The following is a 24994-nucleotide window of genomic DNA, read 5'->3' on the forward strand; positions in this document are numbered from 1 at the left end:
GCTTGTAGCAAATAAAATATTTGCGTATCTGCCACAGATATAAAGTTTTTTGTTTCTTTTTTCAAAAAGAAAATTCCCACCTATTTTGCTATGTAGGCGGGGTTAGGAGTGGTAAAAGTGAGAAACCCTTAAAAACATTTGTATGTGTATGTTTTAAACGATTTTCCTGTAAAGGAAAATCCCAAAACTGCTTGTGGTAAAATATTCATAAATTTTGTTTGTTTGATTTTATAAATTTGTGATGTTATCGAGTTTTTTACGAGCATCTTCGAGTTCATCTAGTATTTGTTGCAATATTTTTATTTCATCAGTCTGTATATTTATCAGATGAAGCAATTTTTCTAATTTTTAAATCAAGTAATTTATTAAAGGAGAAACCACTCGAAAGAAGTCTTGATATGATTTGTACTTCTTTTACCCCTAATTACGAGCGTTTTTCAGAATGCTATTTTCTCATAATGAGTCATATCTTTTGTAGATATCGGTTTTGCTTCATATCTTTTATTTTTGGTTCTAAAATATAATTTTTCGTCTGTTCCTATGACAAATTTTATATCTGTGCTGCTATTAATTTTAATTCTTTTGTCATTTTCATAGGGTGCATAATTTACATTATTATAAGTTACTGCAGCAGCATTAATTTTTCTTTTTATCTCTAAATCAAAGTAATTTTCTAGGTATTCTTTATGTGGTTGTCTAAAGAAATTACTTTGTGGATTTTGTATAACACTTTTTCTTGTAATATTTAAATAATTCATTAATTCACCTATATTTTGGTTCAATTCTTCAATTGTTTTATAATTGTGGTCTTTTATTCAACTTGGAATTCTCTTTTGTGCAAAAATCTCAAAAACGTTCAATATGTGGTTTTCCGTTTGATTCAGAAGTGGTTATAAATTCTATTCCTAAATCTCTTACAGCGTTATATGTAGAAGCATTTGATTCAGCAGAATTATAAAAATTCTTTCTGTTATCTGTAATAATCATTTGTGGAATTCCATAATTATTTATCATTTTTTCAATATTTGATTGATGTCCATTTAATGATTCTGCTTTTTTCTCAAAATGTAATGACAAAATTAAACCTGTTGCTACATCAATGGAACCAATTAATGTTATTTCTTTATTATTTAAGAATTTGTGTGAGCATCCATCTATTTCTACCCTTTGACCAAATGAGAAATTTCGTCTTTGTTCGGTTCTAATTACTTCTTTTTCTTAGGTTTTTAAAAACCATATTATCAAAAAGATATTCCTTATTCGTTAATTTTGCATACTTTACATATTTTTTGCAGAATTTTTCTTACTTTTATAAGCAAAAGCAGATGTAACACCTAATTTTATTAGTCTTTTATGAAATTGAGAGTAAGATATATTCGAGTTTATTTTTTCATTATATAAAAACAAACTCAAATATGAATCTGTTGAACTCTTCCCGTCGCTAAGTGAGGAGTTTTTTATTATTATAATCTTCTGCTAATTTCTTTATCTCTTCATTTGAGTATTTTCAGGCATGAATGTTATCTCTATTCTTATGAAGAACAAATTTTTTAATAAACTTCTTCTCCCTTTTGTATAATTTTCTTATATTTAATAACAGTTACGAGAGATTTTCCGATTTTTTTGCTAAACTCTGTATTGTTAAATCACTAAATTGCATTACTGTTTGTAAATTTATCAGTCTTGTTTTTCTGAAATTAGATAATTCAAAGTTATTGTTCATTATTAAATCCTTACAAAATTATATACTATAGTAATTAGTAAAATTTTGTTTAATAATTCACGATCTTGCTGTGTTAAAAGTTGTTAATTTCTATATATCTTCTAAATTAAATATTTCATTTTGCATTTTATTTACTTTGTTTTATTGTTATTTTTATAATATAAAAATGCTTGATATAAATCCTTATAGATTATATTCCCATAATTTATTTGCTTAAAGTGATAACCAAAAATTAAGAAATAATAAATAGCTAACTTATTACTTTTTCTTATTATAACCGTATCGATAACCTTATAATTCATATAAAATATCTTATTAGTCTTATAATAAATATGACATAAAAATTTATTATCATCATACTTTGCTTCTTGTTCGTTATTTAGATAATATTGTTCATCTGAATATTCAAAGTAATCAAATATCTTAGTTAATTTATTATATAAATATTTATATTTTTTATAATATAAAACTATGAAAACTAATTCTATAACTAATGAAAAGACATAGAAAATATCTAAATATCTTCATTCCTTAAAATAACCTATTTTTATTTGAGATGCAAGTTTATTGTATGCATCCAAATTTACAATTAATTCGTTTATAAAAAATAATAAAAGTATAATAAAAAAAGACATAATCATATTTTTAAATATAAATTTGTTTTCTTTTAAATATAGTTGCCCTCCTTCTTTAAATAGTACATTTGTTTGCTTTGCTTCTGTTATACTAACAAGTTTTTGACACTTATAAATAATGAAATTAGTGAATGAGTTTGTATTAAATAATATAATGAAAGAAAGCACTAAGATGTTTGTTGATATAATCACCCCTAAACACATTAATATAAATAAAAATAGCGACATAAAGCTTCCTTTAATATCAAATGTATATTAATCGCTTTGTTCTTCGTTAAAAAAATTAACATAATCAAAATACAAACCTTGATAATATTCACTATGCTCATCTTTTCATGATTTGTGCATATCAAAAATAAAAAATGCAAAAACCTCATATGCACTATCCTTAAATATTTCTTTAACTCTTTGTGTTGTCAGTACCCTTACCCTGACATCAAAAAAGTTTGTTCTAAAATATATATAATTATTTGTTGTGAGTCCGTTGTTAAAATAAATGGTATTATCAAGCATATATTCACTATCGATTATTTTGCTACTTTTGACTTTTTCTTCAAAGTGTTTTTTAACTTTTTTTCCTATATGAAAGCACTGAAAGTAATAATGAAATGTAAAGATATCAGTAATGATATATGTAATAAAGTTTACTATAAAAATTATTATCATTTCTGGTGCTGTTTTTTTATTATAATACTTATCTAGTAGGATGAATGTTATTGTTAAGATAATATGTGTAACAAAACGAAAAATTATAGCTATTACTCAATAGAAAATTTCCTTATTATAAGATATAAGATACTTTCTAAACTCATATCATCCCTTTACAAAGTTTATATGATACTCTTTTGTTTTTTGACTTATATCTCTGTTGTATGTATCTTTTGCTATAAAAAAGAAACTTTGATATCTTTTTGTATATGCAATTATAAAAACAGGATAGAAAATAACAGCAAAACAAGCATTTATTATCAACAAAATAAAAACATATTCAAACATTTTATCCTAAATTATCTGTTTTTGTTTTATTAGGTAATTTTCTTATATATCATTCATTTGATTTTTTATTATATATCTTTTGCATCCCTCATGCATAAAGCATTCAATCATGTTTTGCTAGCATTTGCTCTAAGGTTAATACCTCAGATGTTTTAAGATTCTTAAAAACTAAATTCTTTCCACCTTTACCACCTTGATTATAAGGTTTATCAAGTGGTGTCTCTTTTACTACTACTCATTCAACTCTTTTAATATTTTCTAAATTTATTCCTATTGTTTGTAACTGATTCTCTAATTCTGATAAAAAGTTATTTATCTTTTTATTTTTATCTTCCATACTATCGATTTCTCTTTTTGTTAAATAGATATCAATTGAATCAAGAACAAATCCTGTTGTATGTAAAAAAGCTTTTTTGAAAAATGTTTTATATGGTACTTTTTCAATTGCTCAAAATTTACCTTTATAATTCTTTACTGCAGAAAAAACATTTCAAGTTCACCCAGAAATAACATTTTTACCATATGAATAACCTGATAACGCTTCATCTGTTGAACTTTTTTTAGGAAACTGAAATATTTCTGATAATAATTTATGATTCTTTATATATTTATCTCTTCTGGATTCTAATATACTAATCGCTACACTTAATCCTATGGATGCACCTGCTGATAATGCAGTACCAAAAAAACCTAATCCAAAGCTAAAAATACCTGCAAAAAAACTAAATATAGATACAGCAGACATCGCTATTTGTGCATTTAGTAATCTTTTTATTATATTGTTATACCAAAGTATATTATCATTTATATCTATATAAATTTGTTTTATATCTTGTGATTTGGATTCTAATTCAAAAAATTGTTTTGTTAGGTTTTTTGAATTAATTTCATTGCTATCTACATTTATTACATAACCTTTATTTACATCTAGAACGGTTCTTTGTATTGTAGATTCATTATTATTTAACTTTGCTACTTCTTTTTTAACTGTATGTACACCAGATTTAAAAGTATTTAAGGACTTTGTTAATTCGTTCTTAAATTTTTTATATCCTGTCTCGTTAAGATAGTTATTTATATTTTCTTGTTGGTCTTTTGTAATCAGATTATTTGTTTTATAAATATCCAAAAAATTATTCATTATTTCTTTATAATCATCTAAGGAAATTTCACTAATTACTTTATTAATACTTTTATTCTTTTTAATAATTCCTTCCGATATTTTATCTATTATATTTTCTTTATTTTTAAATATATTCTTTGATAATTTTTCTATATATTCTATATTTAAATCCTTATTAGGGTGTTCCATAATTTTTGGAAAACTTGTTTCGAATTTTACATCATTGTTGTTTATACCAGTTAACCCGCTCAAACCAGAAGTGACATCACCTATTTTAAAAATAATATTCTTCATTTTATTCCTTTCTTATATAAATAATTCTATCAAAGAATCCAACATAAGTGGTTTATTTGTTGAATTTATTTCACTTTTATGATATGTATGTTGTATATGTATTATTGATTCGGTATTTCTTTGTGATATAAATTCCTTATATAAAATAATTCATTATAATTTGTCTATATAGGGGTTATATGAACAAAAAATTAAAAACTTTATTGATATTATCAACTTTAACAACTTCTACTATCGCAGTAAGTTGTGGAACAACTACATCTGCTAATACAAATAAACCAGGTAGGGGTGATTCTGGAACAGATGATAAGAACAAAAAACAAGAGCCTTCTCCACAAGAATTAAGGGATAAAGCAATCGAGTCGTTTGTAAAAGAAAATAAGATTAATGATAATTATTATAAATATGATGGACAAAAAGATAATAATCCGTTCTTAAAAGATTGGGATTATTGGTTTGCAAAGCCTTCTTATGTTCTTAAAAGTTATGATGTAACTGATGTGCAAAATTGAAAAGCACATATTAGTCATCCATATATGAATTTAAATGATTATAATGCGATTATTAAAGCATATGATGTTAAAATACAAAGTGATAGTTTGTATCAAACTAAAAAAGCAAGGTTTGAAAAATGAGCAAAAGAAGAGTTCGACTTTCATCCTGCTGATGCGAAATTAAAAGGTACTGCGTTAAATATCAATGTTAGTGAAAGAAATTATAACGGGGATTTATATCAATTAATTAACGATGTGGTAAATGATAAAATAAATATCGATGAACAAACAAAAGAAAATTTTTATAAAGAAGTTTTAGCATATTTAAAGTTAGCTAGTGGTAAAAATACTTATACTGTAATCAAAAAAGATGATGATAATAATTATTTAATAAGTGATAGTGATTTAGATAAGTTTGCTAATGAAAGTTATAATCAATATCAAAGTAAATATCTAAGATATTTTGCAACAACTCCTAATGAAGAATCTGGGGTAAAAATATTAACTGATGCATTTAAAGAATTAAGAAATTTTGCAAAAAAATTTATTGGTTTAGATGATCAACAAGAAAATATTAAAGCAAAGCCTGAAGATATACCATTATTAAACTTAGTAAACGGTAATTATTATGCACAAAGAATAAGAACATGATTTTCATATGTATTTGCTGATTATGATAAAGGACTAATCAAAATAAAAACATTTCATATAGCGATTATTTAAACAATAATACTAAATACTTACAATTTGGTTTTAGTAGTGATAAAAATTATTTGGATGGTCAAGATCCTGTGTATGATCTTAGTTATATTAATAGTGCTGATTCATTAAAAAATTATAGCAATGAAGCAAAAAATAAGTTAAAACAACAAATGATTAATTTAAGTGAAAGTGATAGTTTTAAGTATACTTTTTTACCTTATACTTTTAATTTAAACGGGGTGTATGATCCAAAAATGGATGTATTTAGTTATGATAAAGGGATGAAGATTTTAAAAAATGATGCTCTTTACGGCCTTAAAGATCCAAGTGAAGATATTAAGAAATTACAAACTAAGAATTTATTTTTATATGCTCCGATATCGATAGTGGATGAAGCAACGGATGCTGGTGGTAAATTTATGGCCGTCGATGATAATCAAAGAAAATATTTTATAGCTCTAATAGAATATAAGCAAGCATTAAAAAAATTAAATGATGCTCTTAAAGTTATGGATTATAAGAAAAATGGTGATCAACAAGCAAGCAAGATTGAAAAAATTGAAGAACTTAATAAAAATAATGATGCTAAATATACTAATCAAAAAAAGATATTTAATGATTTTAAAACAAAGTTAAATACATATACTAGTGCTCTAATAGCGATTTTAGATATTAATAACTTTATTGGGACTGAAAGTGTGTTTCCTCAAGCAAAGAACTTACAACAAATATTAGTAAATATGTTACCTTATGGTAAAAATAGTAATTTCGAGTTTAGCTATAAGGATGCTAATGAAAAACTTAATAACGAAGTGCTGGGGTGGTATACTGTGTTAGATGAACAAGATGATAGAAATTTAAGTTCGTTCTTGCTGGGGTATGATGTAGATATAAAAAATGATAATTTTAATGTTGCATCATATAACTATTTATTTACTTATTTAAATACTATTTATGCTAAAAATAATTTAGAAAAGATAAAAAGAATTAATTATAGCGATTATAAAAAAGAACTTGCTAAAAATAATAAAATAAAGGCTAAAGAAATTATTAATAAGGTGTTGGTGTAATTAATATTGTAAGTATAAGTGCATATTTCTTTTCCATAAAATTTGCAGATATAAAAAGTTTAAATGACTTTTATATCATTATGATATAATTATTTTGATATTTCAAACATACTATATAAGGACAAATTATGGAAAAAAACATAGACCACAACAAATTAATTAGTTTTATTTGATCAATAGCAGAAAGTCTTAGAGATGTATATAAAAGAGGAAAATATAAAGACATTATACTTCCGATGATTGTTATCAGAAGATTTGATGCTTATTTGGAAACTAAAAAAGAAGAACACGAAAAGTTAATCGATGAATGTAAAAGTAAAAATTTAAATGATCATGAAATTCTTGCATTAGAAAAATTGCCTTATTTTAATAGAACCAAATTATTCTTAAGAAATATGCTAAATGAATCTGGACAACAAAAGTTAAAGGCTAAATTTATCAGTTACTTAGAAGGATTTTCAGTGAATGTTAGGGATATTTTAGAAAAATTTGATTTCTTTCACCAAGTTGATAAACTTTCTGATAGCAATGTTTTATTTACCATAATTCAAAAATTTGTTTCAAATAAAATAAATTTAAGTCCTAACGACATCGATGGTGAACCTGGTTTAGATAATCATGCAATGGGTACTGTGTTTGAAGAAATTATTAGAAAATTTAGCGAAGAAAATAACGAAGAATCCGGAGAACACTTTACCCCTCGTGATGTGGTTGAACTAATGGGTGAACTTGCTGTATTGCCAGTAATAGATAAAATGGAAGAAGCTACATATATGCTTTATGATGGTGCTTGCGGAACTTTAGGAATGTGTACAGTCGCTTCAGATATCATCAAACAGCATGCATCAGAAAGAAATAAACAAATCGATGTCTTAATTTATGGACAAGAAGTTAATGCTGAAACTTATGCTATTGCAAAAGCAGATATGCTGATCAAGGGAAACTCTAATGATAGTGAATACATTAGATATGGTTCTACTATATCAAATGATGGATTTAAGAGTGAGAAATTTACTTTTATGTTATCAAATCCCCCTTATGGTAAAAATTGAGAAAATGATTTAGCACTACTTACTACTGATACAAAAACTGTTTCTGATTCCAGGTTTTTAGCAAAAGCAAAAGATAATACACAATTAAATATGATCCCACCTGTTAGCGATGGACAAATGTTGTTTTTACTTAACAATATTTCTAAGATGGAGGAAAGTGGTATTGGAAGCAGAATTGTCGAAGTTCATAATGCTTCTGCTTTATATAACGGAGATGCAGGGAGTGGACCTAATAATATTAGAAGATATATTATTGAAAATGATTTGTTAGAAGCGATTATTCACTTGCCTAAAAATATATTTTATAATACAGGAATTCCTACTTATATTTGAATTCTTGGGAACAAAAAAGAAGAAAGAAGAAAAGGTAAAATTCAACTTATTGATGCTACAGAACTTAAGACAAATATGAAAGCTAATTTAGGTCAGAAAAGTATAGAAATATCACAAGAAAATAAATTAGAAATTCTTAAGTTATATCAAGATTTTAAAGAAACAGAGAATTCAAAAATTTTTAATAACGAATTTTTTGGATACTATGAAATTACAGTTGATAGACCTTTAAAGGAAGCAATTAATTTAAGTAACGAAAATATTAACAAGATGGAATCTTTATATAATAAAATTAGCGGTTTAACTGATACCGAACTCATAAACAAATTAACACAACTTGGTTTAAGTAAAACTAAAACTTCTTTATCTGAATTAACAGATAAAGAAAAGATGTCTGCACATTTTGAAATTTTAAAACAACTCCAATCTGTAGATTTGTATTTAAATACAACAGAATTTAAATACAAATACAATAAATTAGCAAAAAATTACAATATAAAAGAATTAACATTTCAAAAACTTAAAGACACAGGGTTACTTTCTTTATGTATACAAAAAAATCAAAATGCAGATATTATTTATGATAAAGATGAAAATATTGTACCAGATCCACAACTTAGAGATAAAGAAATCGTTCCTATGAACTATAAAGGTGGTATACAACAATTTATTAATGATGAAGTGCTTCCTTATTTCCCAGATGCTTTTGTTAACGAAAAATTAACAAAAATAGGATATGAAATAAGTTTTACTAAAGTTTTCTATAAACCTTATCAATTAGAAAAAGTTACAGATATAATTAAGAAAATTAATGACTTAGAAAAAGAAACATCTGGATATATTTCTGATGTTTTAAAGGATATCAATGAACAAGTATAAGCAATATAAGGATGTAGATTTTCTTTTTTTAAAACAAATACCGAGTCATTGAAATCTAAAGAGAAATAAATTCATCTTTCAACATAAAATAGATATATCAGGCGAACAATGAAAAAATTATAATATTCTTTCTCTATCAACTAACGGAATTGTAGTTAAACCAAAAGATGATCTAAAAAACAAAGGAAGAAAACCTGCAAATTTTGCTAAATATCAAATAATCAATCAAAACGATTTTGTTCTTTGTTTATTTGATTTAGATTTATCTGCTGTTTTTTCAGATGTATCAAATTATAACGGAATCATAAGTGCTACTTATGATGCTTTTGTTGTAAAAAATGGATTTGTAAGATATTATAAATATTTATTTGATTATCTTTTTCGAAGTAGAACCTTGCAAAGATTTTCAAAAAATGTTAGATATAGCATAACTGTAAGTAGTTTTTTGTCATTATATTCTTTATTCCCTCCCCTCCAAGAACAAATTCAAATTTCTAAGTTTTTAGATTGAAAAATAAATGAAATAAATAAGATAATTGATAAAAAACAAAAACACATCCAATTACTTGATCAACTATCTAAATCCCTTATCAACGAAGTTGTAACTGGACAAATAGATGTTAGAGATATCGATGTTAACAATATAAACGATATATATATATAGTTAACTAGCCTCTAAATAAAAGACTCACATCTAAATATAGGTGTGGGTTTTTAGTTAATCATATAGGAGAATTATTATGTTTAAAAAGTTAAATCAAAAGTTCTTTAAGTGACTTATATTTCAAAGAAAAGATTACAAGAGCATTATTAAAAAAACAAAACAACATAAATGCATATTTTGCGAAAGTTATTTATTAAGACTGCAACATTGCTATATATATCAAATACCGGAAGTTATTAAGTTAATGCGCGAACATTCTTTTGAGCATTTAAAAGTTTATAAGATATTAATTCCTTAATGTGACAAATATCTTTATTACTTTCTATATTTATATAAATGTGGCGATGTTTTAAAAAAATCGCATAAATAAAGTCCAGTAAGTTATTAATTAAATAAGGTTCAAGTGGTAGGTATTTAAATTTATAAATTAATTTATTGCTATATCTTAAATAATTATCAACTTCAAAAAACACAAATTTATTATTCTTTAAATCTATACCTTCACCGAAATATAAATATAAAACAAGTTCGCTTTTAGGTAATTTAGAGAGTTTTAAATATTGTAGTGACTTAGATCCGTGACATCTATCGCATAAAGTTTGTAAATTGTTAGGATCTAAAAATTTATCTATATCACCTTGGTGTTCTATGATATGGTCGACTTGTAAATTTAAGGTTGTAGAACATTTGGAGCAAAAAGGCCATTTGTTAAGATGAGCATCACGAAGCGCCTTTCATTCTTTGGATGCATAAGGACGGTTTCAATTAATCATATAAAAATTATATTATAAGGAGCAAACATGGAAAGATTAGTTATTAATTATATAAACATTGAAAACTTCAAAGGGATCGAACGTTTTAATTGAAAAGCAGAAGACACTAATAATTGAATTTTAAAACAAGGAGCAAATGGGATTGGTAAAACCAGCATCCTTGATGCGATATCATATGTATTAAATAATAAAAAAAGATATGATGGATCACTAGCAAAAAATATCAACAGAATCGATGAGAACGGAGTAGAACGCCAAGCACTTATTTTTTTAGAATTAAAAGTTCTTACAAATAACGAGATAACAGGGACATTTGTTTTTCTTTTAAAAAAGAATGAGTGAATTATATGTATAAATGATGAAGTGTATAAATATGAAGTAGGAGACAACGGGTTTTTTGTTAAAGTTCAAAACTTAATTAATATGTATGATCAAGATTACAAAGCACTATGCACCCCTGTAGCATTTTTAGCAGCACAACCAAAAGAGCAGTTATATTATTTTATTAATTCTTACTTCAAAACCAGTGACTTTAAAGACAGTTACAAAAACTTTTTGAATGAGAAACTAAAGTATAATCAATATAGCGAGTTCTTTAAAGACACATCTGAGCTATTAATCGCAGATACCTATAAAGCAACTTATGATACTTATAATAAACTACTTAAAGAAGCCAAAAAGCGATTAGAATTCTTTAATAACCTAATTAATAACTACCAAGAACTTATAGCAAGAGAAAAGGTAAGCAAACAAGAAGAATCGAAAGTTATTATTGCGTATGCACAAGAGATGATTAAAACTATAAAACAAAGTCAACATCCCTTAGCACAAAAACAAGTTGATAAATACACAATCGCATTATTGTTTATTAATATTTTCCAATATCGCATCGCTAAAGAGATAAATAAACTTATTAAAGAACATTCATTTAATTTTGAAATACAAATTGCATCAGATGATAAAGGAGAAAAAGTAATCATCAAAAAAGACAACATCGAGTTCAAAAATTTAAATCGAGCACAAAGACAGATTATCGCAATTGAACTTTCATTGTTCTTTCAAAAAATACAATCAAATTATAGTTTTATCTTACTAGATGATCTCGAGATGTTTAGTATAGAGAGTCGAGAGAAAATAAACAAGGACATAAAAATTAACAGAAAATTAACATTGTATCATCTCGGCATATTGCTGAGGTGATTTTCAATCTAAAACAGATTGAATTCGTTTTGTATTATATCAAATTATGTATTGGTGTATTAGTTTTTTTAATTCATCGAAAGTAATTTTTGAATAATCAACCTTTTTAGTCATTCTGATTTTAAGCAAGAAAATCAATACTCGATTTCTCTATTATCCAAAGAATTACCAACTCTTGAAAATGATACTTTTCCATTCTTTCTTTCTATCATATCAATATAGTATTTTGAAGTATATTGATATCCATGATCCGAATGGATTATAAAAGAATCACGATTAAAATCTTTAATGTTTTTAAAGTTATCGATAACAAGTTTTAAATCATTTTTGGTGGATATTGAATATCCTAAAATTCTTTTAGTTTTATGTTCAATAATTGCAGATAAGAATATATGGTTTTGGAAAGGTTTTAGGTCAGCAGGAGCAGGGATATATGTTACATCAGTAGCGATGATTCCTCTAGAATCTTTATCATTAAAATCTCTTTTAACTAGATCTTCTTTTTGAAATTTTGTATTCTTCTTTTCACGAACTTTTTCTTATTACGAACAAAAGATTTTATATTTAAATATTTCATTATTCTTCCTAAAGTCCTGTAATTTATGTATATTCCGTATTTTTCTCTTAATACAATAGACATTTTTACACGACCATAAACTTGCTTGTTTTCGTAAAAAACTTTCAGGATTATTTCTCTGTACTGCTCGTATTTTTCTTCCTTTTTGCTTATTGAATTTGTTTTTCATTTTGAGATAGTTTGTCTAGTTGCATCTAATATTTCTGCTGTCTTAGTTTGTGATAAGTCTTCTAATTCATGAGACTCATTTTTCTTTTGATTCTTATCCATTTTTTCTGCGATTTCATAGTATCGAGTCGCGATAATTATTAGATCTTGTCTGGTAAATTTTTCAAAATTTGGAACCTTAGATTTCTTGTCTTTCTTCGGTCTTCCAGAACCTGGTTTTCTTTGTGAACCACTTTTGGTTAATAATTGATTTTCCATATTTAAATTATAATATGAAACAATTTTTTCAATCTATTTCTTAAACTTGTTGATTTAATAAAGATTAATTTTGACTGATTTCTTTCATAAAATATAAAGCTTTTTCGGTTCCTTCACTTGAATAAATTTCAAAAATTTTATCAAATTCTTCCTTCTTAAAATGCTTTGACATTGCTTTCCTTTCTTTAATATTTTTGGGCGCGGACACCCCTAGGGGTGTTGGTTAATCCTATTAATAAAACAAAAAAATTAACAGAATTAATTGTTAATCTTTTTGTCCTACTTTAGGTTAATAGATTATTTTTTCTTTGCTCTTTTGAATTTCAATTCGCTCAAAAACCAATTGTCTTAAACAAAGAGAACACTTATAAGAATGTTCTCTTTGTGTATTTATTATTCATCTTTATATAAATTTTTCAAATACTCATAAAATTGTTTTGTTTGATCTTTGTTTAATTCAGGATTTATAGTTATTGTCTTTGTTTTATCAAGGTATTTTATATTCATTTTTAATTCCGACATCATATTATAAAGTGGTATATCATAATTTACTCCTAAATTTGTTGTATCTACAACATTAAAGTGTAAATTTATTTGATCTTTGTTTTTATCATCGACAACAAGACTTATTTCATCAATAGCAGGACCCCGAGTTCAACTTTCATACATTAATAAATTTTTAGTTTTAAAAAATTTATTGATATCTTCATTATTTAAATAAATTTCTTTGAATTTTTCTCTATTTTTTTGTTGAAACTGTTGTTGTGTTAATGTATTTAAGTATATTTTTAAATTTGTTTGTATGTGATTTCTTCAGCTAAATACCCTTGCTGTCTCTAGACTAAATTTGTTTAGAAATTTTTCGTCTAGCTCTTGCTCAGATGTAATTAATTCATATTTATGATCAAAGATATATTTAAACTTTCCTTTATTTTCTGTATTACCTGATCAAAAGTAAGTAAAATAAGGATCATAAATTGTTTGGATATTATTATCTTTATTATATTTAGAAATAAGAGATTTAAATTTTGTTATATCTGATATCTCATAATCTTTTATTTCTTTTTTAGAATTAACTGATGATGCACAAGAAGCACTTAATAAAACTAAACCTAATGAAAAAGGAAAAATGAACTTCTTAAATTTGTATTTCAACTTTATTCTCCTTTTAGTAATTTTGTAAGAATCAAATTACTTATTTAATTTCTTACAAAATTATTTTACATAAAAAGAAATATTAATACCAGAAATTTTTATTAAAAACATATTTTCTTTTTGATATCTGCAAAATTTGTGAAAACACACAATCCTTGCTTCCTACATATTTTATTATTTATTAAAAAAATATGTTATATAATTTTTTAAATATTTAATATTTATAAAATATGAAATAACATAATTTATATAACATTTTAGAGGAGACATAAATGTCAGCAATTAAAAAAATACATGCACGTGAAGTGTTGGATTCTCGAGGAAATCCTACTGTTCAAGTAGAAGTTACAACTGAATTAGGTGGATTTGGTTCAGCAATGGTTCCTTCGGGGGCTTCAACTGGTTCAAGAGAAGCTTTAGAACTAAGAGATAAAGGTTCTAAGTATGAAAAAAATTGATTCGGTGGAAAAGGAGTTATGTTAGCTGTTGATCATGTTAACCAAATTATTGCTCCTGCTATTGAAGGTATTGAAGTTACTGAGCAACGTTTAATTGATCAAAGAATGATTATTTTAGATGGAACACCAACTAAATCTAAATTAGGTGCTAATGCTATCTTAGGTGCTTCGTTAGCTGTTGCTCGAGCCGCTGCAGATGAATTACAATTACCACTTTATAAATACCTAGGAGGTTTTAACTCACATCAATTACCACTTCCTATGTTAAATGTTATTAATGGTGGTGAACATGCTTCTAATACCCTTGATTTCCAAGAATTTATGATTATGCCAGTAGGTGCTAAATCTTTACGCCAAGCACTACAAATGGCGAACTTTGTTTTCCATAACTTAGCTAAGTTACTTAAGAAAAACGGACACGGTATTCAAGTGGGTGATGAAGGTGGATTTGCTCCAAACTTTAAATCACACGAGGAAGCTTTAGATTTTTTAGTTGAAGCTATTAAACTTGCTGGATATGAACCAGCTACATCTGGAGAAAATGCTGTTGCAATCGCAATGGATTGTGCTTCATCAGAATTATACAAAGATGGTGTATATACTTTCGGAAAACTTAAAGAAGCAATCGAATCTAAAAAACCTGGTTTTGAACACTTAAATGATGTTAAATTAACTTATACAACTGATGAAATGATTAAATACCTTGAATCTCTTGTTTCAAAATACCCTATTATTTCTATAGAAGATGGATTAGCAGAAAGCGATTGAGCAGGATTTAAAAAACTTACTGCTGAAATAGGAAATAAAGTTCAAATTGTAGGTGATGATTTAACAGTTACAAATACCGAAATCCTTAAACGTGCTATTGAAGAAAAATCAATGAACTCTATTTTGATTAAAGTAAACCAAATTGGTTCATTAACAGAAACTTTTGATGCTATCCAAATGGCTCAAAAAGCAAATATGACTGCTGTTGTATCTCACCGTTCAGGGGAAACCGAAGATAGCACTATTGCAGATATAGCGGTTGCTATGAATACAGGACAAATTAAAACCGGATCAATGTCTAGAACAGACAGAATTGCTAAATATAATCGATTATTAGCAATCGAAGAAGAACTAGGAAATACAGCAACTTTTAAAGGTATTAATTCTTTTTATAATATTAAAAAATAATGGCTAATATTTTTTAAAAAATCTTTTTTGTGAAGATAACTCAGTTATGAATACACAACTTTTTTAAGGTCCCAAAAGTTTTCTTACAATCTAAACATTCTATAACGAGGCGATGTTGTTTGTTGAACCGTGCTTGTGTATCTTTACAGTATCCACATCTATGACAATATTTAGGTTTTTCTATTGTTATATCTTTACTATTATTTCATGAAGTAATATAAGATGCTAATACTTCTTTAACATCATTCGGAAGGTCAGTAAATGACTTTATTCATGAATTTGTTATTAATTTTAGTTGTTTGAGTTTTTCATCTTTTGTTGACATTACTAAATTATACATTATTTTCAAATAAAACACATTTAAAACATATATAGCCTTTTTAAATTTAGCATTTAAGTTTTGTAATTTATATTCTACAACTGAATAATCACAAGGTCTAACATACGAACCACTAATTGCAACATTATGTCTTCTAAATAATCCTTTATTTTCTATAATATTATTCATTATAATACTATGAATTAGTTTTATTGTTTCGTTATCTATTTTTAAATTATTATAATTATCCAAAATATATAAAATTACTTTTTTAAAATTTAGTAACTCATACACTTCTCTTAGTTTTTTAGTACTGTATTCATTAAAATTTATTTGTTTTTGTGATAATAATTCCTTTGTTTGTTGATATGTAAATGTATTATTCTCTATCACGCAAGAACTATGAGTTAATTTTAAAGCGAGTATTTCAATTTCTTTTTTGTTTTTTTTCATCTTTATTTAATTATATATAAAAATATTTAATAATAAAGCAGTAAAGTAGGACGTCGGGGTGGTGCTCCCGAGCGTCATTCTTTAATATTTTGCTTCAGTTTTTTTTTTTTTTTGTATTATTAACTTATAAAGAAAGGAAAAATGAAAAAAATATCTAAAACTTATAATTTATCATTAACATCTACGATATTAAGTTATGTTATCATCTTATTTATAACACTTGTTTTTGTCTTTTACTTAGCAATGATATTTGGTGGTTTTCCATATGTATATATTGTGTTTTTAGCTTTTGTTATTTTATCTATATTAACTTATATACCAGTCCTTGTTTTAAATACCATAATCTTTGGTTACCAAATTAATAACAAAGAAAAACAAGATATAACTTATTATTCTATATCTATATTTGTTCTTACTTTACTTGTTCCGGTTTTATTTGATTTATTTATTATCCCTGTAGCAATATTAAATACTATGTTATCTACTAAGATTAATGAAACTAACAATTTAAGTGAGAAATCAAAACCATTTGAACAAAAAGCAATATAAAACATCACAATGTGATGTCCCAAAATGCAATCTAAAAAGCTACACAATAACTTAATTTTTATAGTGTAGCTTTTTAGATTGCATTTTGGAAATAAGTATAACCACTTATTTTTTACTTGCTCCCATTATTAACATTAATAATTGTAATAATATCGATGCTGCATTAACAAATAATCTTATACCAACACTTAATGCATATTTAAATTGAAAATTAGAATCTGTATAGACCACATAATTTAATTCTTTACGTACTTGATATATATCAGCTGCTGTCATCGCTGCAATCAATACAATAGCAACTGCTGAATAATATCAAGTAATACCAAAAGCAAATATTGATATAAAAAACATTACAATTAAAGCAATTGATAATACACCTATAAAAGCATATAAGAATTTTATTTTAATTACTTCAAAATAACCTATTAATCCAAAAACTCCAATAATTAAAATTGGTAATAAGCTTATTCCTAGAAATCTAACTGTATCTAATTTATAAAATTGCAAAAAGAAAAATAAAATTCCTGTAAATATTAATATCCATGTTCCTAACTGAAACAGATAATAAAAATAAATAAATTTACTTTTAATTTTATATAAAAAACCTGATACAAGCGATAAAACAAACAATGCTGCTAAACCTACTCATAACATTATAAGTGCTATTTGGGGGTTATTATTTCTTCTTAAAAAATATTGAATCACTAACGAAATTGTTATAACAAAAGCAAAAGAAAAACCTAATACCGCTAAGGAAATTCCTCATAATTTTGCTTTCTTTTTTCTTTCAATATTTATATCTATTTCGATTCCTGATGCATTTAAATTTATATCATTCATATTACTCCTTACCTCTCTTCTTCATTAATATTTTCAGCTGTTAATTTTAATTCATATGGACATGTTAATAATTTTTGATCCTTGCTAAATTGCACATATTGTGATTGTTGTGGGTTATATCTACGATTATATTCACTTCCGTCTAAAAATTTCACTTTTAACAGCGGAACATTTAGAATATCACGTTCTTCTTTGGGTTTGGATAGAATAACCACAGGATATAGTTCTAACTCATAACCTGTTAATATATTTTTCTTTATCATCTTTATTTCTTCTTCTCAAAAGAAATTAAGAATATTTTGATAATTATGTTTTAATATATCATTCTTTTCTTGATCAGTTAATTTTTGATATTCTACAATATCTTTATTAAATAAATCATTAAAGTATTTATAAAACTCTTCTTCTTTAAACAAGTCCTTTTGTACTTTTTTATACTCACTTAAAAATAAATCGAATAATCTTAAGTCTTCAGAAAAACCAAAAATATAATGAGATGTTCGACCACATTTGTTACATTTTGCAGTTACATATGATGCCATTTTTTCTCCTTTTGTAATTATATAATAAATTATAAAATATTGTTATGTTAAACTTTGAAATAGAACATCTTGGTGAATATGATTATATTGCTGGTTGCGATGAAGTCGGTCGAGGTTGTATCGCCGGACCTTTAGTTGTTGCTTGTGTGATGCTTCCAAAAAATTATCTTAATAAAGATATAAAAGATTCTAAACAAATTGCACCAAACAAAAGAATTCAACTATCTAATCTTATTAAAGATATTGCTATAGAATATAAAATAAAATTTTATGATGTTTTTGATATAAATAACTCAAATCCAAAAGCAATATCAAAACTCGGAATGAAACAATGTATTGAATCATTTGAAAAAACACCCCAGATAACGATTACAGATTATGAAAAAATTGATCTTGATATTAAACAAATAAACTTGGTTAAAGGTGATAATAAAGCTCTCTGTGTCGCTGCTGCATCCATACTAGCAAAAGTTGCAAGAGATAAATATATGATGAATTTACATAAAATACATCCTGAGTATCATTTTGATAAAAACAAAGGATATCCTACTAAAGAACATTTGCAAGCCTTGAAATTATTTGGTATATTAAAAGATTATCACCGAATTAAATATAAACCTGTTTTAAATTTAATACAAAAAAAGAACTAATCTTGTTCTTTTTCTTGCTCTGTTGAGAAAATTAAATCATCAACACTTTGATCACTTGAATCACTTTCTGATGAATTATTATGTTCAGGTGGTAATTCAAGATGTTCAGCTATATAAGATATTTCTTCAGCTATAATTGTTTCTTTTTGAAGCAATAATGTTTTGATTAATTCTAATAATTTTGTATTTTCTGAAATTGTTTGGTATGCACGACGTTGTGCTTCTAAAATAATCTTTCTTATTTCTAAATCAATTTCATGACTTACTTGGTTAGATAAAGATGAATTTGTAGCAAGGGTTTTTCCTAAAAACGGACTTCCATTTTCTTCATGATATTTTATCGGACCTAAATCGCTCATTCCAAATTCTGTTACCATACGACGAGCAATGTTGGTTGCTTTATCTATATCATCAGAAGCTCCTGTTGAAATATTATCTTTTCCATAAATAAATTCTTCTGCTGCTCTACCACCCATAAATGAAGCAATAGATGCTAAAAGTTCTTCTTTAGTATAATTATATTTTTCATTTTCAGGCATCATTAAATTATAACCACCTGCTTGCCCACGTGGGATAATGGTAATTTTTTGAACTTTATTACCTCCTGGAATTCTTATCCCTACAACAGCATGCCCTGCTTCGTGATAGGCAACTGCTGTAAGTTCTTCTTTAGTAATTGTTCTTGATTTTTTAGCAGGTCCTGCCATAACACGATCAATTGCTTCATCTATAATTTCTAAAGTTATTAAATCTGATTTTTCTCTTATAGATAACAAGACTGCCTCATTAACAACATTTTCCAATTGAGCACCCGAAAATCCCGGAGTTCTTCTTGCGATGTTTGAAAACAATACATTTGATGCAAATCTCTTTCCTTTTGCATGAAGTTTTAAAATTTCTTCTCTTTCTTTTATATCAGGTAATCCGACTGTTATAACGCGGTCAAAACGACCAGGTCTAGTTAAAGCAGGATCTAGAACATCAGTCCTATTTGTTGCAGCAACAAATAAAAGTCCTGAGTTTTCTTTTATCCCATCCATTTCAACAAGTAATTGGTTTAATGTTTGCTCTCTTTCATCGTGTCCACCACCTATACCTGATCCACGTGTTCTACCGATTGCATCTAATTCATCTATAAATATAATTGCTGGTGCGTTTTTTCTTGCTTCTGCTATAACTTGTCTTACCCTTTTTGCACCCATACCAACAAATAACTCAACAAAATTAGAAGCAGAAACAAAGAAGAACGGAACATTTGCCTCACCTGCCGTAGCTTTTGCTAATAGAGTTTTTCCGGTTCCGGGAGGACCACCTAATAATATCCCATGTGGCATTCTCGCACCAGAATCTTGATATTTTTTGGGATTTTTTAGATAATCAACTATTTCAGAAATTTCTTCTATTGGTTCTTTGTTTCCTGCTATATCACTAAATTTTTTATCAGATTTGATTATTTGAGCCGGATTTTTTTCTCCAAATGCTCCACCTTGACCTGACATCATTTTTGCTTGAGCTCGATATACAAAATATATTATTCCAATCAATAACAATGTTGGGATCAAACTAATAAATAAATTTAAAGCAACATTCGGTTTTGGTGCCTGCACTCCCACTATCCCTTGTGATGTGTCACCAAAAAATGCATCTGATAATTTAATATTAGAGTTTATATCTTTTAAAATTGATTCAAATAAGTTATAACTTCCATAGATAACATAATTACTTTGTATAATAGAACCATCAACCACTTTTTGATTAAAAGTTGCAGATATTGTATTAGAAAAACTATCAACTCTCATTTGTGTAAAATAAGTTGAGTGGTTTTTATCAGAAGCAGCTGCAACTACTTTTTGAGCTAATTGAGTTAAACTTATTGTTTTTTCTTTAGAACCTAAAAAACTTGTTATTAGAAAATAAAGAATGATTGCGATTATTATAATACTTATAATCGTTCAAAATACTGATTTTCTGTTTTTTGAAAACATTTTTCTCCTTTATATTAAATTATAAATTGTTTTTCTTTATTCTTTTGCAATTATTTTTCCTTTTTTCTTCCGTAGTTTGTTTTTATCATTTAATTTAAATTCACTTGTTCTGTTATTTGAGAGTATAAATTTTTCAATCGCTTGTATCTTTTTGGATGATAATTCAATATTATCAAAATTTAAATGTATAAATTTATATATTAATTCTTGTTTGTTTAAAAAAAAACGAAATATTTCCTGAGCAAAATTTGATTCTAATCATATTTTATATTCTTTTTCAGTTATTTGATTATTTTTGTGTATTTTTCTGTTTTTTAAATAAATATTAATTAATATTAGTATTTTTTGAAATTTTGACAATAATTTATTTTTATTTCTTTGAATATTTCTTAAATATTTATTCTGATTATTTGTATAATCAATATGAAAAGGTATATTATATTTTTTACATTTTTTTAGTATAGTATCCTTAAAATAACGAAACAGAAATGGTCTATATATATTCATATTAAATAAATAACTTTTTTTTCTTATCCCTAATAAAGAAAATGTTCTGTTACTTGCTAATTGCATTTGTGCTGTTTCTAAATAATCATCTAAATTATGTGCAATATAAAGTATATTACGATTATATTTATAATAAATTTCTTTAAAAAAAATAAATCTTTTTTCTCTTGCTCAATCTTGAAAATTCCCTGAGATATAATCACTTTTATTTAAAACTAGTTTTTCTAATTTAATTTTGTTTTTATTACAAAAATCTGTAACTATTTGCTCATCTAAATAACTATCTTCCCTTTGATTATAATTAATATATGCAACAACAACATCTAAATGTTTATACTTATTTAACATATACATACTATCAGGTCCGCCACTAACGGCTAACAAAATTTTTTTATATTCCATTGTTCTTTTGGTTAAACTTATTCATTACTGTTTTTATATCATTAAACGCATATGAGATTGCTGCTTGTGCTGAAATATTTAAAATAGGTTTTAATATTTCAAATTCTTCTTTTGTAAATTTTCCTAGTACAAAATCCTTTAATTCTCCTTGAAAAGGGGTTTTTATTCCTATACGAAGTCTTTTAAATTCCTGAGTCCCTAATTGGTCAATTATATTTTTAACACCATTATGACTTCCTCCAGAACCACCTATTTTAATAGTTGCTCTTCCTAGTTCATAATCTTTTTCATCGTGAATTACCATTACGTCCTCTGGTAATATTTTAAAAAAACTACACATTGAAGAAACAAAGCTACCTGATAAATTCATAAAGGTTTTTGGTTTTGCAATAATTAAATCATCGATTTTTACAAAATCACCATTAAATTTTGTTTTATTTAATGATATATTCAATTTATTACAAATTTCATCTATTACTAAAAAACCTGCATTATGTCTTGTATATTTATATTCAATCCCTGGGTTTCCTAAACCTACTATTAATTTCATATTAATCCTTCAATAAAATCTGCATATTTGTATATATTTCTTTTTCTTTTGTAAATTGCGGAACTAAAAGTTGTGAATATAAAAATTCAGTTGGAGAAAATATTCATATTTCATTTATTGCACGTGAAACCGCTGTATAAACAAGTTTTCTGTTTAGCATATGTTTAAAATTATTATTTATTATAAACATTACTGCTTTTGTTTCACTTCCTTGAAATTTATGAACTGTTATAGCATAAGCTAAATTAATTTCAGCATTAAATTCTTCTTTATTATAAATAATTTTTATATTTTTATTTCCTTGTTTAAAAGTCACTGTTATTTGACTCTTACCATCAATTATCTTTTCATCAGTTATATATCCTATATCACCATTTGAAATATTTTTATCATACTTATTGACTAATTGAATTACTTTATCACCTATTTTATAAATAACTTTATTATCATTAAAATTAGTTGAATGAATAATTCTTCCTTTTGGATTATAAAGTTTTTGTATCAAATTATTTATTTTGTTTATCCCATATAAACCTTTATATATAGGGCACAATATTATAGAATCATTAATACCATATTTATTTAGAATTCCATTATATATATTAACTATATCTTTTTCGAAGTTTTTATAAATAACAAAATTAACTTTTTCTTTCTTTATCGAATATCCCATTCAATCATTTCAGTTATTTTCAAATGTTAGAATCTTATTAAATATATTTGCTTCAGAAGGCAAATAATCTATTGATATAACCTTTTCATAAAGTTGTTCGTTTATATAATTTCTTTTAAATAACTCTTTTATATATTCTTTTATATTTTTTGTATATCTGATATCTTTATAATTACCAAGAAAATTTATAAAATCAACATATGATTTAATCTCTAATGAATCACTTCTATAAAATTTTTCTAATACTGTTGTTTTTATTTTTTTACTATTTATTAAATCATTTAATATATAACCAGGCCCTATTGCAGGAAGTTGATCCTTATCACCTAACAATACTATTTTTTCTAAATTTGGACAATTATTAAGTAGTTTATAAAACAAATTTATATTAACCATACTAAACTCATCGATTATTATAACTTTTGCTTTTTCTGCATCTTCGTTTTCTAAAACTTCTTCTTTATCATCTTTTATTTTTAAAAAACTATGAATAGTTCTTGCATAAAAATGTCCTTTAGATGATAAATTTGAAGCCGCTCTACCTGTTGGTGCTAAAATAAAAAAATTAGATTCAATTTTATAATCGTTTTGTTTTAAGGTATTATAAAAATGTTTTATCAAACTACTTTTACCTGTTCCGGGGTTTCCCGAAATAATTGAAACATTATGATTTATAAAAGCAAAGTATGCGTCTCTTTGTTCGTTTGATAAATAATTTAATTTATCTTCAGATTCTTTTGTTAGTATCAAAGGTTCTTTTTTATCTATTTTAACTAATTTATCAACTATAAATTCTTCTTTTTTTTGCATTTCGATACGACAATACATAAAATGATCATTAATTAAATATTTTAATTTTGTAAGTTCTTTTAACCTGTTTTTTACCATTTCTTGGTAATCTGGTAATTTTTCTAAGGACATCATAGTCAATGTTTTATCAACAATTTCATTTGAATTTATATAAGTCGAATTATTGTCTTCTAAATCTATAAATGCTGTATGAATAAAAGCATCTAATCTTTCTTCGCACAACTGATTTCAACCAAGCAAAATCGCAAAACGATCTATGTCATATAAATTGTACGAATCTTCAAGGTAAAGTTTATACGGATTAAGTAATTTATATTTTTTTATAAAATCCTCTAAATCTGTTTGATATTTAATTTTTAGAAAAGTATATAAATTTACTAAATCATTACCATAAAAAAATTCAATATTTTTTCTATATTCTTCTGAATCGACAGATGCGGCATTTAACACTTTTTTTACTGAATCACTATTATGTTTATAATATTTAACAGAATTTTCTATTTGAACATCTGAAAGAACACTTTTTAAAATTTTGCTATTCTTTTCTGGATCTTCTAAATAGTCAAAAAACTTCCTTCCAAATTGTTCAAATATTTTTTTTGCTGTTATTTTTCCTACTTTAGGTATCTTTTCTATATGTTGTTTTAATTCAACATCTATATCAACATACTCAATAACAGGTATATATGATGTAAGTTTTATTCCTTGTCTATTATCTTTGTAATTTGATATTTCATAAGTTATTTCATATTTTTTATATAACTCAGGAACATTTTTTCTTGCATAAATTGCTTTTTTTTGTTTTTTTTCTGTTGATTCAAAAATCATAAAAGCTCATCCTTGACTAAAACCACCAGAAATTATTTTTACAAACTTCCCTGTTTCTTTATAAATTGAATCGTTTTTTTCTTTCATATATTATTAAATTATACTTTTTTATTTTATATTTAAATGGTTTTAAAGATTAATTATCTGAAATATTAT

The 24994-nt window shown here is 25.5% G+C and carries 25 protein-coding genes; 8 read left to right on the forward strand and 17 right to left on the reverse strand.

Annotation, left to right across the window (positions count from 1 at the left end):
• Positions 1–365 precede the first annotated feature (365 nt).
• The 6 genes from ACR82Z_RS04655 to ACR82Z_RS04680 all read right to left on the reverse strand — a co-directional run bounded on the left by ACR82Z_RS04655 (position 366) and on the right by ACR82Z_RS04680 (position 4771).
• Positions 366–860 (reverse strand): hypothetical protein, encoded by a 495-nt coding sequence (locus ACR82Z_RS04655; protein WP_435129442.1) that lies wholly within the window; start codon positions 858–860, stop codon positions 366–368.
• Positions 796–1077, reverse strand: coding sequence for a hypothetical protein (locus ACR82Z_RS04660; RefSeq protein ID WP_435129213.1), 282 nt, complete (start codon positions 1075–1077; stop codon positions 796–798). Before ACR82Z_RS04660 ends, ACR82Z_RS04655 begins: the two co-directional genes overlap by 65 nt.
• Positions 1078–1600: 523 nt before the next feature.
• A complete protein-coding gene (locus ACR82Z_RS04665) occupies positions 1601–1723 on the reverse strand; it encodes a hypothetical protein (RefSeq protein ID WP_435129216.1) in 123 nt (40 codons plus the stop codon).
• Between the two features lie 131 nt (positions 1724–1854).
• The gene (locus ACR82Z_RS04670; RefSeq protein ID WP_435129445.1) at positions 1855–2586 is read right to left on the reverse strand and encodes a hypothetical protein; all 732 of its coding nucleotides are present in this window, start codon (positions 2584–2586) and stop codon (positions 1855–1857) included.
• Positions 2587–2613: 27 nt separating this feature from the next.
• The gene (locus tag ACR82Z_RS04675; RefSeq protein WP_435129448.1) at positions 2614–3354 is read right to left on the reverse strand and encodes a hypothetical protein; all 741 of its coding nucleotides are present in this window, start codon (positions 3352–3354) and stop codon (positions 2614–2616) included.
• Position 3355: 1 nt separating this feature from the next.
• Positions 3356–4771, reverse strand: a complete 1416-nt coding sequence (locus ACR82Z_RS04680; RefSeq protein ID WP_435129451.1) for a hypothetical protein — start codon at positions 4769–4771, stop codon at positions 3356–3358.
• Positions 4772–4950: 179 nt separating this feature from the next.
• On the opposite strand from ACR82Z_RS04680, the gene ACR82Z_RS04685 reads away from it, so the two are divergent.
• The 4 genes from ACR82Z_RS04685 (at position 4951) to ACR82Z_RS04700 (ending at position 9965) form a co-directional block, all read left to right on the forward strand.
• Positions 4951–5988, forward strand: a complete 1038-nt coding sequence (locus ACR82Z_RS04685) for a hypothetical protein (RefSeq protein WP_435129453.1) — start codon at positions 4951–4953, stop codon at positions 5986–5988.
• 50 nt (positions 5989–6038) lie between these two features.
• Positions 6039–7037: a hypothetical protein gene (locus tag ACR82Z_RS04690; protein WP_435129455.1), complete on the forward strand. Its 999-nt coding sequence runs from the start codon at positions 6039–6041 to the stop codon at positions 7035–7037.
• 128 nt (positions 7038–7165) lie between these two features.
• A complete protein-coding gene (locus ACR82Z_RS04695) occupies positions 7166–9301 on the forward strand; it encodes a type I restriction-modification system subunit M (protein WP_435129458.1) in 2136 nt (711 codons plus the stop codon).
• A complete protein-coding gene (locus tag ACR82Z_RS04700; protein WP_435129461.1) occupies positions 9288–9965 on the forward strand; it encodes a hypothetical protein in 678 nt (225 codons plus the stop codon). Before ACR82Z_RS04695 ends, ACR82Z_RS04700 begins: the two co-directional genes overlap by 14 nt.
• A 236-nt stretch (positions 9966–10201) precedes the next feature.
• Here the strand turns inward: ACR82Z_RS04700 and ACR82Z_RS04705 are convergent, their stop codons facing one another.
• Positions 10202–10738, reverse strand: a complete 537-nt coding sequence (locus ACR82Z_RS04705; RefSeq protein WP_435129464.1) for an HNH endonuclease — start codon at positions 10736–10738, stop codon at positions 10202–10204.
• A 27-nt stretch (positions 10739–10765) separates the two neighbouring features.
• On the opposite strand from ACR82Z_RS04705, the gene ACR82Z_RS04710 reads away from it, so the two are divergent.
• Positions 10766–11950, forward strand: a complete 1185-nt coding sequence (locus tag ACR82Z_RS04710) for a hypothetical protein (RefSeq protein WP_435129467.1) — start codon at positions 10766–10768, stop codon at positions 11948–11950.
• A gap of 56 nt (positions 11951–12006) precedes the next feature.
• On the opposite strand, the gene ACR82Z_RS04715 is transcribed toward ACR82Z_RS04710, so the two are convergent.
• The 3 genes from ACR82Z_RS04715 to ACR82Z_RS04725 form a co-directional block, all read right to left on the reverse strand.
• Positions 12007–12393, reverse strand: coding sequence for a DDE-type integrase/transposase/recombinase (locus ACR82Z_RS04715; protein WP_435130649.1), 387 nt, complete (start codon positions 12391–12393; stop codon positions 12007–12009).
• A gap of 35 nt (positions 12394–12428) precedes the next feature.
• Positions 12429–12941 carry a transposase gene (locus ACR82Z_RS04720; RefSeq protein ID WP_435129470.1) on the reverse strand — a complete coding sequence of 171 codons (513 nt, stop codon included), beginning with the start codon at positions 12939–12941 and terminating at the stop codon, positions 12429–12431.
• Between the two features lie 393 nt (positions 12942–13334).
• The gene (locus ACR82Z_RS04725) at positions 13335–14096 is read right to left on the reverse strand and encodes a hypothetical protein (protein ID WP_435129473.1); all 762 of its coding nucleotides are present in this window, start codon (positions 14094–14096) and stop codon (positions 13335–13337) included.
• 272 nt (positions 14097–14368) lie between these two features.
• On the opposite strand from ACR82Z_RS04725, the gene eno reads away from it, so the two are divergent.
• Positions 14369–15730: a phosphopyruvate hydratase gene (gene eno, locus ACR82Z_RS04730; RefSeq protein WP_435129475.1), complete on the forward strand. Its 1362-nt coding sequence runs from the start codon at positions 14369–14371 to the stop codon at positions 15728–15730.
• A 13-nt stretch (positions 15731–15743) separates the two neighbouring features.
• Here the strand turns inward: eno and ACR82Z_RS04735 are convergent, their stop codons facing one another.
• Positions 15744–16502: a hypothetical protein gene (locus tag ACR82Z_RS04735; RefSeq protein WP_435129478.1), complete on the reverse strand. Its 759-nt coding sequence runs from the start codon at positions 16500–16502 to the stop codon at positions 15744–15746.
• A 141-nt stretch (positions 16503–16643) separates the two neighbouring features.
• Here ACR82Z_RS04735 and ACR82Z_RS04740 point away from each other — a divergent pair, with 141 nt between their 5' ends.
• The gene (locus ACR82Z_RS04740; protein WP_435129481.1) at positions 16644–17051 is read left to right on the forward strand and encodes a hypothetical protein; all 408 of its coding nucleotides are present in this window, start codon (positions 16644–16646) and stop codon (positions 17049–17051) included.
• Positions 17052–17156: 105 nt separating this feature from the next.
• Here the strand turns inward: ACR82Z_RS04740 and ACR82Z_RS04745 are convergent, their stop codons facing one another.
• Both ACR82Z_RS04745 and ACR82Z_RS04750 read right to left on the reverse strand, forming a co-directional pair.
• Entirely contained in the window at positions 17157–17891 is a 735-nt protein-coding gene (locus tag ACR82Z_RS04745; RefSeq protein WP_435129484.1) for an MAG0110 family membrane protein, read from the reverse strand.
• Between the two features lie 8 nt (positions 17892–17899).
• Entirely contained in the window at positions 17900–18433 is a 534-nt protein-coding gene (locus tag ACR82Z_RS04750; protein WP_435129486.1) for a hypothetical protein, read from the reverse strand.
• Between the two features lie 44 nt (positions 18434–18477).
• On the opposite strand from ACR82Z_RS04750, the gene ACR82Z_RS04755 reads away from it, so the two are divergent.
• Positions 18478–19083 carry a ribonuclease HII gene (locus tag ACR82Z_RS04755; RefSeq protein ID WP_435129489.1) on the forward strand — a complete coding sequence of 202 codons (606 nt, stop codon included), beginning with the start codon at positions 18478–18480 and terminating at the stop codon, positions 19081–19083.
• Here the strand turns inward: ACR82Z_RS04755 and ftsH are convergent.
• Genes ftsH through ACR82Z_RS04775 form a run of 4 tightly spaced genes read right to left on the reverse strand, consistent with a single transcriptional unit; the run spans position 19080 to position 24925 of the window.
• Positions 19080–21068 carry an ATP-dependent zinc metalloprotease FtsH gene (gene ftsH / locus ACR82Z_RS04760; protein ID WP_435129492.1) on the reverse strand — a complete coding sequence of 663 codons (1989 nt, stop codon included), beginning with the start codon at positions 21066–21068 and terminating at the stop codon, positions 19080–19082. The genes ACR82Z_RS04755 and ftsH overlap by 4 nt on opposite strands.
• 36 nt (positions 21069–21104) lie before the next feature.
• Entirely contained in the window at positions 21105–21977 is an 873-nt protein-coding gene (tilS, locus tag ACR82Z_RS04765; RefSeq protein ID WP_435129495.1) for a tRNA lysidine(34) synthetase TilS, read from the reverse strand.
• A complete protein-coding gene (gene pth / locus ACR82Z_RS04770; protein WP_435129498.1) occupies positions 21967–22527 on the reverse strand; it encodes an aminoacyl-tRNA hydrolase in 561 nt (186 codons plus the stop codon). Before pth ends, tilS begins: the two co-directional genes overlap by 11 nt.
• 1 nt (position 22528) lies before the next feature.
• Positions 22529–24925: an ATP-dependent DNA helicase gene (locus tag ACR82Z_RS04775; protein ID WP_435129501.1), complete on the reverse strand. Its 2397-nt coding sequence runs from the start codon at positions 24923–24925 to the stop codon at positions 22529–22531.
• Positions 24926–24994 lie beyond the last annotated feature (69 nt).

The sequence above is a fragment of the Mycoplasma sp. 6243 genome, assembly GCF_051200785.1.
Taxonomy (GTDB): Bacteria; Bacillota_I; Bacilli_A; order Mycoplasmatales; family Metamycoplasmataceae; genus Mycoplasmopsis.